Annotated in this window: 14 protein-coding genes; all 14 read left to right on the top strand. The window is 47.9% G+C overall.

Going from position 1 to position 12,811, the window contains the following annotated elements:
* Positions 1-199 precede the first annotated feature (199 nt).
* The 14 genes from ACKPBX_RS07440 (at position 200) to rplK (ending at position 12,769) form a co-directional block, all read left to right on the top strand.
* On the top strand, positions 200-805 hold the full coding sequence (locus ACKPBX_RS07440; protein WP_319995020.1) for a sigma-70 family RNA polymerase sigma factor: 606 nt from the start codon (positions 200-202) through the stop codon (positions 803-805).
* 137 nt (positions 806-942) lie between these two features.
* On the top strand, positions 943-1,530 hold the full coding sequence (locus ACKPBX_RS07435; RefSeq protein ID WP_319995019.1) for a Gx transporter family protein: 588 nt from the start codon (positions 943-945) through the stop codon (positions 1,528-1,530).
* A gap of 228 nt (positions 1,531-1,758) precedes the next feature.
* Entirely contained in the window at positions 1,759-3,636 is a 1,878-nt protein-coding gene (locus ACKPBX_RS07430) for an FAD-dependent oxidoreductase (protein ID WP_319995018.1), read from the top strand.
* Positions 3,637-3,707: 71 nt separating this feature from the next.
* Positions 3,708-4,130: a NusG domain II-containing protein gene (locus tag ACKPBX_RS07425; RefSeq protein WP_319995017.1), complete on the top strand. Its 423-nt coding sequence runs from the start codon at positions 3,708-3,710 to the stop codon at positions 4,128-4,130.
* A gap of 35 nt (positions 4,131-4,165) precedes the next feature.
* Positions 4,166-5,146 (top strand): polyprenyl synthetase family protein, encoded by a 981-nt coding sequence (locus tag ACKPBX_RS07420; RefSeq protein ID WP_319995016.1) that lies wholly within the window; start codon positions 4,166-4,168, stop codon positions 5,144-5,146.
* Between the two features lie 211 nt (positions 5,147-5,357).
* A complete protein-coding gene (locus tag ACKPBX_RS07415) occupies positions 5,358-5,906 on the top strand; it encodes an FMN-binding protein (protein ID WP_319995015.1) in 549 nt (182 codons plus the stop codon).
* Positions 5,907-6,032: 126 nt separating this feature from the next.
* A complete protein-coding gene (locus ACKPBX_RS07410; protein ID WP_407702593.1) occupies positions 6,033-7,088 on the top strand; it encodes an FAD:protein FMN transferase in 1,056 nt (351 codons plus the stop codon).
* Positions 7,089-7,099: 11 nt separating this feature from the next.
* Positions 7,100-8,041: a 1,4-dihydroxy-2-naphthoate polyprenyltransferase gene (gene menA / locus ACKPBX_RS07405; RefSeq protein WP_119092408.1), complete on the top strand. Its 942-nt coding sequence runs from the start codon at positions 7,100-7,102 to the stop codon at positions 8,039-8,041.
* A complete protein-coding gene (locus tag ACKPBX_RS07400) occupies positions 8,038-8,520 on the top strand; it encodes a GNAT family N-acetyltransferase (RefSeq protein ID WP_319995013.1) in 483 nt (160 codons plus the stop codon). The genes menA and ACKPBX_RS07400 overlap by 4 nt, the downstream gene beginning before the upstream one ends.
* A gap of 281 nt (positions 8,521-8,801) precedes the next feature.
* Positions 8,802-10,976, top strand: coding sequence for a PTS sugar transporter subunit IIABC (locus ACKPBX_RS07395; protein ID WP_319995012.1), 2,175 nt, complete (start codon positions 8,802-8,804; stop codon positions 10,974-10,976).
* A 192-nt stretch (positions 10,977-11,168) separates the two neighbouring features.
* Positions 11,169-11,321, top strand: a complete 153-nt coding sequence (gene rpmG / locus ACKPBX_RS07390; protein WP_072763840.1) for a 50S ribosomal protein L33 — start codon at positions 11,169-11,171, stop codon at positions 11,319-11,321.
* Positions 11,322-11,356: 35 nt separating this feature from the next.
* Positions 11,357-11,527 (top strand): preprotein translocase subunit SecE, encoded by a 171-nt coding sequence (gene secE, locus ACKPBX_RS07385; RefSeq protein WP_319995011.1) that lies wholly within the window; start codon positions 11,357-11,359, stop codon positions 11,525-11,527.
* A 140-nt stretch (positions 11,528-11,667) separates the two neighbouring features.
* Entirely contained in the window at positions 11,668-12,216 is a 549-nt protein-coding gene (gene nusG, locus ACKPBX_RS07380) for a transcription termination/antitermination protein NusG (protein ID WP_086628827.1), read from the top strand.
* A 127-nt stretch (positions 12,217-12,343) separates the two neighbouring features.
* A complete protein-coding gene (gene rplK / locus ACKPBX_RS07375; protein WP_068562458.1) occupies positions 12,344-12,769 on the top strand; it encodes a 50S ribosomal protein L11 in 426 nt (141 codons plus the stop codon).
* Positions 12,770-12,811: the final 42 nt, after the last annotated feature.

Genomic DNA, 12,811 nt, shown 5'->3' with positions numbered 1-12,811 from the left:
GCTCAATCGAAGAGGGAGCATGCGGAAATTAATATGGATTTCAAAGGTTTAAAATATGGGAACGAAATTTAGTGAGTAAAAAAATCAAACAAATGTTTGACAGCGCTTTCTTTATCGGTATAATAGGTGTTAGGCAATATATTATGGATTTCCGGAGATACATAATACATTGCCAAAATGTAATTGGGGGGATTAAATAATGAATGAAGAAATGGAACTATCGGAACACAGCCCGGAACAATTGGTGGCACTGATCCAACAAGGGCACCCTATGTACTTTGAAGAACTTTTTTGTAGGTTTTTGCCTCTGGTGAAAAAGTTCAACAAAGCTTATTACTTACGTTCTTTGGAACAGGAGGATTTTTGGCAGGAGGCCCGTATGGTACTGCATAAGGCGGTTCAGTCTTATGTTCCCGAAAAAGGCCTGCAGTTTGCGAGTTTCTACAAATTGACACTGAAGCACCACATTTTCAGCTTAATCAGGAAAGAAAGTGCCGTGAAGCGGAAAATCGACAAAGGCGCTGTGTCATTGGATGCGATCTTGGAGAATCAGTACAGCAATCATACGGAATACTCCTTTGAAGGCGTAGTTTCGATGAACTTCTCTCCTGAAGAAATCGTTATGGTAAAGGAAAGTGCGTCGGGTTACTTTGATATTTTGTCTGATTTCGAGCAAGCTGTGTTCATTCGTTTCATAAACGGCTCCACTTTTCAAACAATTGCTGAAGAATTGAATTGCGAGGTGACTTCTATTAAGAATGCCTATGATAGATGTCATCGAAAAATGAAACGTTTGTTAGATTGATATCCGAATAATACCCCGCCGGAAATGATTTCCGGCGGGGTATTTTTTCTTTTGCCGAAAAACAGGTCCGTAGTTCATTTCTTTGGCTCAATTGTGCTACACTTTGAATACGAATACAAAAAAGCAAGGACATGGCTATGAATAAAAATAAACGTTTGATCTATATTTCATTATTGGCTGCGCAGGGTGTGGTCATCACGTTGCTGGAGCGGGCGATTCCGTTTCCGTTCGCGTTTGCGCCGGGTGCGAAGCTGGGGTTGGCGAACATCATTACATTATTGGCGATCTTTACGCTGCCATATAAGGATAGTCTGAAGGTCGTGTGGATGCGGTTGTTGATTTCGACATTGTTGGGTGGGACGTTATCTACCTTCCTGTACAGTTTTGCGGGGGCTTTTTTGAGTTATGGCGGGATGCTTTTGGTCCGGCTCTTGGGGCCGAAGCGGGTCAGCATGATCGGCATCAGTGCGGCGGGGGGAATTCTGCATAATGTCGGCCAGTTGGCGATGGCGAGCCTGATTGCACAATCGTTCAGTGTCATGCTCTACTTGCCGATCCTTTCCATCACGGGCATCTTCTCCGGGATCGCGGTCGGGGTGGCGGCGAATTACTTGTTGGAGCATGTTTCGACGATCCGTCAATTCCAACTGGAGGAGGCATCCCAAAGTAAATTGACGAAAGCGTGGTATGAGGCTTCACTGGTCTACCGGGAAGAGAAACACTAGCGTTTTATTGCGGGAACCTCTCCAATGCGAAAGGTTTTAAGTCGACGCGTGAGGAAGAAAACAAAGTGAAAAAGATGAAAAAATGCTCATGTAGGAACTTTTTCATACTACTTTCAGGTTTTGCATGGACAATTATTCACAAATACACTATACTTATAAAAGTGGTTATTTTAAATAAGTGATTAGGCGCAGGGATGCGCTGAACATAGATAAAAAGGAGACTGCCAAATGAGTAAAAAGAATATTGTGGTTGTGGGAGCAGGTTTCGCCGGTGTGGCCGCCGCGAAGAAATTATCCCGACATTTCAAGAAAAATCCGGATGTCTTGATCACCTTGATCGACAAACATTCCTACCAAACGTACATGACCGAGCTGCATGAGGTGGCAGCGGGACGTGTGCAGCCCGATGCGATCCAATACGATCTGCAACGTCTGTTCAGCCGTAGCAGAAACGTGGATATCATTACGGATGAAGTGACCCATGTGGACCGTGAGAAGAAAGTCGTGACGACCAGCAGCCATAGCTTCAACTATGACTACCTGATTCTGGCGATGGGTGGCGAGCCGAATACGTTCAACGTCCCAGGTGTCGATGAGCATGCCTTCACGATGTGGTCTTGGGAAGATGCGAACAAAATTCGCCGTCATATCCAGGATACAGTCGAAGCAGCCTCTAATGAACATGATGATGCGAAACGCAAAGCAATGCTGACGGCAGTAGTCAGTGGGGCTGGTTTTACCGGCGTGGAATTGGTCGGCGACTTGATGGAATGGAAAGACCATCTGGCAAAAGCCAACAAGTTGGATCCAGCTGAATTCAGCCTCTACTTGGTTGAAGCTGCACCGCAGATTTTAGGTGTCGTTACCGAAAAGGAACAACAAAAAGCCGAAAAGTACATGCTGAAAAAAGGCATTCAGATCATCAAAGGCAATGGGGTCGCGAACGTCAAGAAGGATAGCGTCGAGTTGTCTGACGGAACGGTGATTCCGACACACACGCTGATCTGGACGGCAGGCGTAAAAGCCAACACGGACGCAGCTGCTTATGGCATCGAGCAAGCAAGAGCGGGCCGTTTGGTAGCCAATAAATACATGGAAGCGAAAGATTCCGATGGCGTTTACTTGGCAGGGGACTTGGTTTACTACGAAGAGCCTGACAAAAACAACGCACCGGTACCGCAAATCGTGCAATCCGCCGAACAAACGGGACACACAGCGGCGGCCAACATCATCGCCTCTATCGAAGGCACAGAGAAGCACGAACACAAAGGCACCTATCAAGGGTTCATGATTTCGATCGGATCCCGTTACGGCGTTGCCTACTTGATGGACAAAATCCATTTGAGCGGCTTCATAGCGATGCTCGTGAAGCACATGGTGAACTTGTTCTACTTCATGACGATTGGTTCAGGGTATTATTTCGTGCAATACATTTATCATGAATTCTTCCATATCAAAGAAAAACGCAACATCTTCCGTGGTCACTTGTCCCGCTTGGGCAATGTGCTTTGGGCACTGCCGCTGCGCGTCTTCTACGGCAGCATGTGGACATGGGAAGCGGTCAAGAAGATTTACGGTTCGTACGGCACAGCTTCTTGGTTCGGCGATGAGATCGTCCTGCCTTTCGCTTGGCTGAAGGAAGCGACGACCGGTGCATCCGAAGCGGTAACCGATACGGCTGCGGCTGTCAGCTCCCCGGTATTCGGTTTGAGCTATGCCTACGGGGAAGAGCCGATGATGATCTTCAAAGAAGCGCCTGAGTGGTTCAACAGCATCATGCAGGTCATGATCCCGAATCCGGAAATGGCCTTGTTCTTCCAGAAATTCATGACAATCGTCGAGTTGCTGATCGGTTTGGCAATCATCGCGGGCTTGTTCACTTTCTTGGCGAATGCCGCAACGATCGCATTGGTGATCGCGTTCTCCTTATCCGGTATGTTCTACTGGGTGAACATGTGGTTCATTCCGGTGGCCATCGCTTTGATGAACGGATCGGGCAGAGCCTTCGGGTTGGACTACTATGTGATTCCGTGGATCCAGAAGAAACTTGACAACTGGTGGTATGGTAAGACAAAATCAATCTATAGACCGGGAATCGGTCAATAATAACGATCTAACAGGGTTAAGGTAGGGAGACTTGCCTTAGCCCTTTTCTTTTCAGAAGAGAGGGACGGGAAATGAGAAAATACCTGAAAATGATCCGCAGAGGCGATCTGCTCATCATCCTTTTTTTGATGGCGGCTTCCTTCCTGCCGTTGGGGGTCTTCTCCTATCATCAAGCCAACGCTGAGAGCGCGGATAACATCGCCGTCATCAGTGTGGACGGCAAGACAGTGAAGGAATTTGTCCTGAAGGATGACGGCAAGACGGAGACGTATGTCTATCAGGACGACCATGGTCATGAGAACGTGATCGTGCGGGAAGGATCCAAAATCCGGATTACTTCCGCCGATTGCGACGACCAATTGTGTGTGCGCATGGGTGCCAAGGACGGTATCGGGGAGACGATCATGTGTCTGCCGAACCGCGTGCTAGTGGAAATACGCGGTGCCCAAGGGACTACCGCTGACGATGAAGAGGCCCTCGACATCATCTCCTGAAAAATACTTAAGGGCAGAACAAAAGGAGTTTCAGTATGAAAATTCATTCGATGTGGGACCAGTATCCGCTGTTGCAGGCGGAATTGGTCGCCACCAATGAGCTGTTGGAAAAAAACATAACGCTCAAAAACCGGGCGGTCAGGGAAGCGATCCTTGCCAGGCTGCTTTCGGGCGGGAAGATGCTGCGGCCGGCCTATTGCCTGTTGTTTTCCTACTATTCCCCGCAACGGGATGCGGAGCGGGCGCAGGCGATTGCGGCTGCGGTGGAGTTATTGCATACGGCGACGTTGATGCACGATGACGTCATCGATGAAGCCGGCACCCGCCGCGGCAAGGAGACGATGAACCGGGCATTCGGCAATCAGATCGCCGTCTATTCGGGGGATTACCTCTTCACGGTCTGTTTCCGCTTGTTGTCCGATTATGCCGGCGACGCGGCTGTGCTGAAGATCGACACGAACGGGATGGAAAGCATCCTGATCGGCGAGCTGAATCAGATGGATATGCGCTACAATCCGGACATGCGTATGCGCGATTATTTGCGCCAGATCCAAGGCAAGACGGCCCAGCTCTTCGCGTTGAGCTGTTATGCCGGGGCCTATGGATCGGTTGAGGACGAGAAGTTGGCGCAACTGGCCTATCGGATCGGCCACGATATCGGCATGGCCTTCCAGGTCATGGATGATGTCTTGGATTACACCCAGGACGAAAAGACCTTGGGCAAACCGGCTCTAAGTGACTTCCGCAACGGCATCTACACAGCACCTGTGCTGTATGCGATGCAGGCCGACCGCAAAGCCTTCGCTGCCTACATCGTCAAAGGAGCGGATGTGACCGCTGCGGAGCTCGCGGAGATCCATGTTTTGGTGGAACGCTATGGCGGCAATCGCGCTGCACAGGCGTTGGCCAAGAAATACACGACGAAAGCGTTGAAGCTGATCAAAAAGTTGCCGGATCATCCCGTAAAGGAAACGCTAACGAAATTAACTGAGCAATTGCTTTATCGCAATATGTAGCAAAACTGTTGCGACACGTTATGTGGATTGATAGCATTACATTTTGAAATAAAACATTAGAAAATAATGGTTTTTTAGTGAAATATAAGGATTTTATTTGGCTAAAGATGTAACAAATGGTATGATAAGTAAGTGGAAAGATATAGGGGTCTTGTGATTGGAATCACATATCTAACCGCTATCATAATAATAGAACAGGGTGGGATAGATTATGGAATTAAAGAAAACGTTATCTACGGCAACTCTTTTGCTGGCATCAACTTTCGTATTAGCAGCTTGCGGCGGAGCCGACACAGAAACTGAAACGGAATCATCAGCAGCAGCTTCATCCGAAGTTGTAGTTGAATCTTCATCAGAAACTACTTCAGAAGCGGCAGCTGAATTGAAGGACGGCACTTACACATTGGTTGAAAAGAACTTCGACACTCGTGGCTGGAAAACTGAATTCTCGATCACTGTCGTGGACGGCAAAATCACGGAATCTACATACGAGAACGTGAACGAAGCCGGCGCGAAGAAATCCGAAGATGCAGACTACCAAGCTAGAATGGTAGAAAAAGCTGGCGTGGGTCCTGCTGATTACTTCCCTGCATTGAACAACCAGTTAGTTGAAAAACAAGATCCGGAAGCAGTAGAAGTCGTTACTGGTGCAACAGGTTCTAGTGATACTTTCAAAAAGTACGCTCCAATGTTGGTTGAAGCAGCTGAAGCTGGCGACACAACTACAATCGAAATCGACAACGTAGTCGAAGAAGAATAAGCTGGATTTCCGCCTTTTCAGGTGGAATCGGCAAGAAAAAAGATTATCATAGACAGGTAGGGACAGCGTTCTTGTTCCTGCCTGTCTTTTTAAATGTAGATACGGGGTGAGCGGATGAAAAAATATATGAATAAGGCCAGCCTGGCGGGCGCATTGTCACTGGTGCTCCTTTTTGGGGGGTGTGGCAATGGGGGTGTGCAGGAAGCAACGGAGCTACGGAAAGAACCATATGAGAAAACGGAATTTTTGATGGGGACTTATGTGACGGTGCGCGTCTATGACGAAGGCAAAGAGGCTGTTCTGGAAGAGGCGTTCGACCGCGTCGCCGAACTGGCCGACAAAATCACTGTGAATGAGCCTGGGTCGGAAGTTGATGCGGTGAATGCCGCGGCAGGGACGGAAGCTGTGCAGCTGTCTGATGATGTCTATCCGTTGGTGCGGAGCGCGTGGGGTTACAGCGAGGCATCCGACGGTGACTTTGACCTGTCGATCGGGCCGATCACCGAACTCTGGCATATCGGTTTCGATGATGCCAGAAAGCCGGAGCAGAGCGAAATCGATGCGGCGCTGACTTTGGTCGACTATGAGCGCGTCGTACTGGATGATGCAGCGCAGACCGTTCAGTTGGCGGATGCGGGGATGCGCTTGGACCTGGGCGCCATCGCCAAGGGCTACATCACCGACGAAGTGAAGGAACTCCTGGTGGAGGAAGGTGTGACGACCGCCATCATCGACCTCGGTGGCAACGTCTATGTGCTCGGGGGTTCGCCGTTGCGCGAAGGGGAGTCCTGGAACGTAGGCATCCAGGACCCATTGGCGGCGCGCGGGGAGACCATCGGCAAGACGAAACAAAAAGACCGTTCGATCGTGACTTCCGGCATCTATGAACGCTACATCGAAGTGGATGGCGTCAGCTATCACCATCTGATGGATCCGGAAACGGGCTATCCATTCGATAACGACATCGCCGGCGTTTCGATCCTGTCCGATAAGTCGATCGATGGGGATGCCTTATCGACGCTCGTCTTCGGTCTCGGGATGGAAGCGGGTTTGGCCTACGTCAACGAGCGGGACGATATCGAAGCCGTTTTTGTGACAAAGGACAAGAAAGTCTATGTTTCGGACGGTTTGACGGATAATTTTGAACTGACCAACGACGATTACGTTTGGGAAAATGAATAGGGGTGAATGATATGAATGTACCTGTATTTTTGGAATTTGTGGAAATCAAGACCAAGTTGGCAAGCCTGTTTCCGTTTGTGTTGGGGACCTTGTTTACGCTCTACCATTTCGGCAGCATCAATGCGCTTAACACGATTTTGTTCTTCATCGCCATGGTCGTTTTTGACATGGCGACGACGGCCATCAACAACACGATGGACTTTGTGAAGGCGAAGAATCTGGTTTACCGCGACGAGGAAAACATCCTCGGGAAAGCGGGGATTTCCGTCAAACAGGCCGCTAAGATCATCGTTTCGATGATCGCGTTCGCAGCGCTGCTCGGTTTGATCCTGACGGCGCGCACCAATCTGTTGCTGTTGGTGATCGGGGCGCTCTGCTTTGCGATCGGAATCCTCTATACGTTCGGACCGTTCCCGATTTCGCGGATGCCTTTGGGAGAGGTGGCTTCGGGACTGACGATGGGCTTCGGCATCTTTTTCATCGCCGTGTTCGTGAACGTCCCGGCCGGAACGTTGGCCGAGTTGCTGTTGCAATGGCCGAACTTTACGCTAGCGGGGAACATAGCGACGCTGCTGATCATCCTGCTTCAGTCAGCGCCGCTTGTGTTCAGCATCGCCAACATCATGCTGGCGAACAATATCTGCGACTATGAAACCGACATTTCCAATCACCGCTACACGTTGACTTTCTACATCGGTAAGCCGGTTGCTGTGCGCCTGTATGCCTGGTTGTACTACGGGGCATTCGCCGCCACAACAATTTCGGTGCTGTTCGGCATCTATCCGGTCTGGATGCTGTTCATCTGGGCGATCTTCCCGGTCATCCAGCGCAACATCAACCGCTTCAGAGCCAAACAGGACAAAGCGACGACCTTCAACTTGGCGATCAAAAATCTGATCCTATATCACGGTTTGGAGATCATCCTGCTGGTTGTGTCGCTTATCCTGAAATGATCACGATCAGACACGGAGCCCCTGCGGATGAGTTATTTCTGAAGGAAATGACTTATCAGGCGATCTATTCGCCCAAAGGCGGGGGCTTTTTGCCGCGGAAGGTGTTGGAAGAAGCGGCAATCCGGCGCTACTATGCGGACTTCGGCAGAGAAGGCGATGAGGCATTCGTGGCATTGTCCGATGGCGAAGCGGTCGGGGCGGTATGGATCCGTTTTGCGACGACTGCCCAAAAAGGCTACGGCTTCGTCCGCTCAGACGTGCCGGAACTCACAATCGCGGTGCTGCCGACTTTCCGGGGGCGCGGCATCGGGAAGTCGCTGCTGGAGCGGATGTTGACGCAGCTGCGGGCAACGGATTTGAAGGCTGTCTCCTTGAGTGTGTCCCGCTCCAATCCGGCGCGCAAGCTCTATGAGTGTCACGGGTTCCACGTATTGAAAAAACAGAAAAACTCTTGCACGATGTTGCTCGAATTAACATGACTATACAATGAAACGTTTTCATGATGATGTTCTCGAAAAGCTTTTAAAATTGTGTCTGAAATGTTACTTCTTACTTTTAATGAAAAGACAGTTGCGTTATAATGGCTAAGGATTCGGAGTGTCTTATCTTTCGGAATCTTCATTTATTGAGCAAGAAAGCGCTATATTCATCCCCTGCATTTTCCTTCCGCTTAAATAAAGAGGACGAGGTCAGTTGCAATTGGAACGGGTCCGCCTGTTCCGCAAAGGAACTTTCCTTGTCCGTATTTGGAGGATTAAAAATGAAGGACAAACTTTTTGGTGTTTTGCAGCGTGTTGGACGTTCGTTCATGTTGCCGATCGCCATTTTACCAGTAGCCGGACTCTTTTTGGGTATCGGTGGGTCATTTACTAATGCTACGACACTAGAAACATATGGTTTAACAGAACTGATGGGTCAAGGGACATTCATTTATGATGTATTGAATGTAATGAACCAGGCCGGATCGGTTGTCTTTGGGAACTTGCCGTTGATCTTCGCTGTAGGCTGTGCCATCGGTATGGCGAAAGCTGAAAAAGCGACTGCATCTTTGGCTGCTGTCATCGCTTTCCTGATCATGCATTCATCCATCGGCGCTATGATCGTAGCCCGTGGCGGCGCAGATCAGTTCATCGAAGGATCAATCTCAAACGTATTGGGTATCGAGTCATTGCAAATGGGTGTTTTTGGAGGTATGATCGTCGGTTTGGGTGTTGCTGCACTTCATAATCGCTTTTATAAAATTCAATTACCAGCTGCTCTTTCATTCTTTGAAGGCACTCGTTTTGTTCCGATCATCTCATCGATCGTCTACTTGTTCGTAGGTATCCTGATGGTTTACATCTGGCCGCCAGTGCAAGAAGGCATCAATGCGATCGGTGCTTTGGTACAAGGTTCCGGTTACGCTGGAACATGGCTCTATGGTTTCATGGAGCGTGCGTTGATTCCTTTCGGCCTGCACCACGTGTTCTACTTGCCTTTCTGGCAAACAGCAGTGGGCGGAACGATGGAAGTCGGCGGAAAAATGGTCGAAGGTGCACAAAACATCTTCTTCGCGCAATTAGCTGATCCTGACACAACTATCTTCAGTGTTGCCGCTACACGTTTCATGTCAGGTAAATTCCCGTTGATGATCTTCGGCTTACCTGGTGCTGCTTTAGCGATGTACCGCACAGCTAAACCAGAAAAAAGAAAAGAAGCCGGCGGACTATTGTTGTCTGCTGCCTTGACTTCCATGCTTACAGGTATCACTGAGCCGTTGGAATTCACATTCTTGTTTGTTGCTACACCGTTATATATCATTCACTCTGTTTTGGCCGGTGCTGCTTACATGCTGATGCATATGTTCAGCGTAGGTGTCGGCATGACTTTCTCAGGCGGATTCATCGATATGTTCTTGTACGGTATCCTGCAAGGGAATGCCAAAACGAACTGGATCTGGATCGTCATCATCGGTCTTGTTTACTTCGTAGTCTACTACTTCCTGTTCTCATTCTTGATCAAGAAGTTCAACTACAAGACTCCAGGTCGTGAAGATGATTCGACTGAAGTGAAATTGTATACACGTGCTGACATGAATGCGAAAGCGCAAGAAGGCGCTACAGACATTGCCTCAATCGTGAAAAACGAAACGGATGAAATGTCTGCTTCCATCATTTATGGCCTGGGTGGCGCAGCGAACATCGTGGACGTCGACAGCTGTGCGACACGTCTGCGTACAACTGTAGCAAACGGAGATTTGGTTGATGCAGAATTATTGAAGGGCACGGGAGCATCCGGCGTCATCCATAAAGGAAACGGCGTTCAAGTTGTTTACGGACCGAAAGTTTCTAACATCAAATCAAACCTGGAAGAATTCATCGACAGCGGCAGTGCCGCAAAACTTCCTTCCAAAGAAGAGTACTATGGTCTGAAGGCTGTTGAAAAAACAGAAGAAAAAGCAACCGTAACACCAGCAGCACCTGCTGCTGAAGCAAAAGCGACAGTTGCCACTACTTTGCGTTCGCCTATCGCTGGTATCGCTATTCCATTGACGCAAGTGGATGACGCTGCCTTCGCTAGTGAAGCGTTGGGTAAAGGGATCGCAATCGAACCTGCAGTCGGTGAAGTTGTTTCGCCGATCAACGGTAAAGTCGTCATGGTTTTCGACACGAAGCATGCTATCGGTCTTGAATCTGACGAAGGTGTTGAAATTTTGATCCATATCGGATTGGATACAGTCAATCTGAAAGGTGAAGGTTTCACTACTTATGTTAAGGCTGGGGATTTTGTTGAAATCGGAGACAAATTGGTTGATTTCGATATCGACTTCATCAAAGCTTCCGGTTACAAGACAACTACTCCTATCGTAATCACAAACACTTTCAATTACAAAAACATTGAAGTTGTTGCAGAAGGTACTGTAGATCTTGGCGATGCAATCGTTACAGTTCAATAAGAAGTAAGATTCAACGCGGATAAGGTAATGCAGAAATGAATAGCGCAACAAAAAGGTTTCCGGTCTCAGATCCGGAGGCCTTTTTGTATTTCTGGGCGCATCCGCAAAAATAAAAAGGTTGACTATTTAGGGCAGGCGCTCTAATATTAGCTTGTATTGTGTACACAAATAGAGAGAAAATAGGTGAGCGACATGGCTATCAGAAAAGCCGCATTAGCCTGTACCGTATGTGGATCAAGGAACTACACCATCACACCTACTGAAAAAGGTCGTACAGAACGTTTGGAAGTCAAGAAATTTTGCCGGTACTGCGGAAAGCATACCTTGCACAAAGAAACGAAATAAAGACGAAACTGGCAACATATAGTAGGAGGATAAGCATGAAATTTCTGAAGAGCGTAACGGATGAAATGAAGCAAGTGACTTGGCCGACTGGTAAGGAATTAGCAAAATATACAAATACGGTAGTCGTTACAACCATTCTATTCGGAATATTTTTTGCCGCAGTAGATTTTGGGATCACAGAGGCAATGGATTTAATCTTAAATTAAAAGAAGATTTGTAGCCATACGGTCTTCGTGATGCTATAATGTTAACGCCGTACAGAAGGAACCTTTCAAAGACAGGAAGGTTTTTTTGTTTACAAAGAAACGAAGTCAAATAAAAATCCACCAAGAAAGAAGATGCAGAAATGGAAACGATCGAAAACGAAAAACAATGGTATGTGTTGCACACTTATTCAGGTTATGAGAACAAAGTGAAGCTGAACATCGAATCGCGTGCGCAAAGCATGAACATGGAAGACCATATCTTCCGCGTTGTCATCCCGGAAGAAGAGCAAGTAGAAGTGAAGGACGGCAAAGAGAAGGCTACTACGCAAAAAACCTTCCCTGGTTATGTATTGGTTGAAATGATCATGTCTGATGAAGCATGGTTCGTTGTCCGTAATACACCGGGCGTTACCGGTTTCGTCGGATCACATGGAGCAGGAAGCAAGCCATCCGCTTTATTGAATGAAGAAATCGAAGTCATTCTGAAGCGCATGGGCATGAGCACACGCATGCATGACGTGAAATTCGAAAAAGGCGAGCCTGTCACCATCACCGATGGCGCATTCAATGGCTTGTCAGGGTTCGTTGAAGAAGTGGACAGCGAAAAAGGCAAGTTGAAAGTCATGATCGAAATGTTCGGCCGCGAAACGATTGCCGAGCTCGATTACGACCAAGTAGATAAAGGTTAAAAAAACTATTGCATTTATTTGGGTGTACTGATATAATATATCGGTACGTTCAGGCGTATGGATTGAGTGGGAGGGGAAATCTTAACCCCATTAAACCACATCACGAACAATCAAGGAGGTATGTCTCGTGGCTAAAAAAGTTGTTAAATTAGTTAAGTTACAAATTCCTGCAGGTAAAGCATCTCCTGCTCCACCAGTAGGTCCAGCTTTGGGTCAAGCACAAGTAAACATCATGGGATTCTGTAAAGAATTCAATGCACGTACAGCTGACCAAGCAGGTATGATCATTCCCGTTGTTATTTCTGTATATGAAGATCGTTCATTCACCTTCATTACTAAAACTCCTCCAGCTCCAGTATTACTGAAAAAAGCTGCAGGTATCGAATCAGGTTCAGGCGAACCGAACAAGAAAAAAGTTGGTACCGTAACACGTGACCAAGTTAAAGAAATCGCTGAAACAAAAATGGTAGACTTGAATGCAGCAGACGTAGAAGCTGCTATGCGTATGGTCGAAGGTACTGCCCGTTCAATGGGTATTACAGTTCAAGACTAATTCAAAATGCAGCTTCTCATGTGGCCTTCCGAACGCTCGCAA

The organism is Trichococcus shcherbakoviae (assembly GCF_963666195.1).
Lineage (GTDB): Bacteria > Bacillota > Bacilli > Lactobacillales > Aerococcaceae > Trichococcus > Trichococcus shcherbakoviae.
Note: the sequence above shows the minus strand (reverse complement) of the source record. Positions and strands in the feature narration are given on the sequence as shown.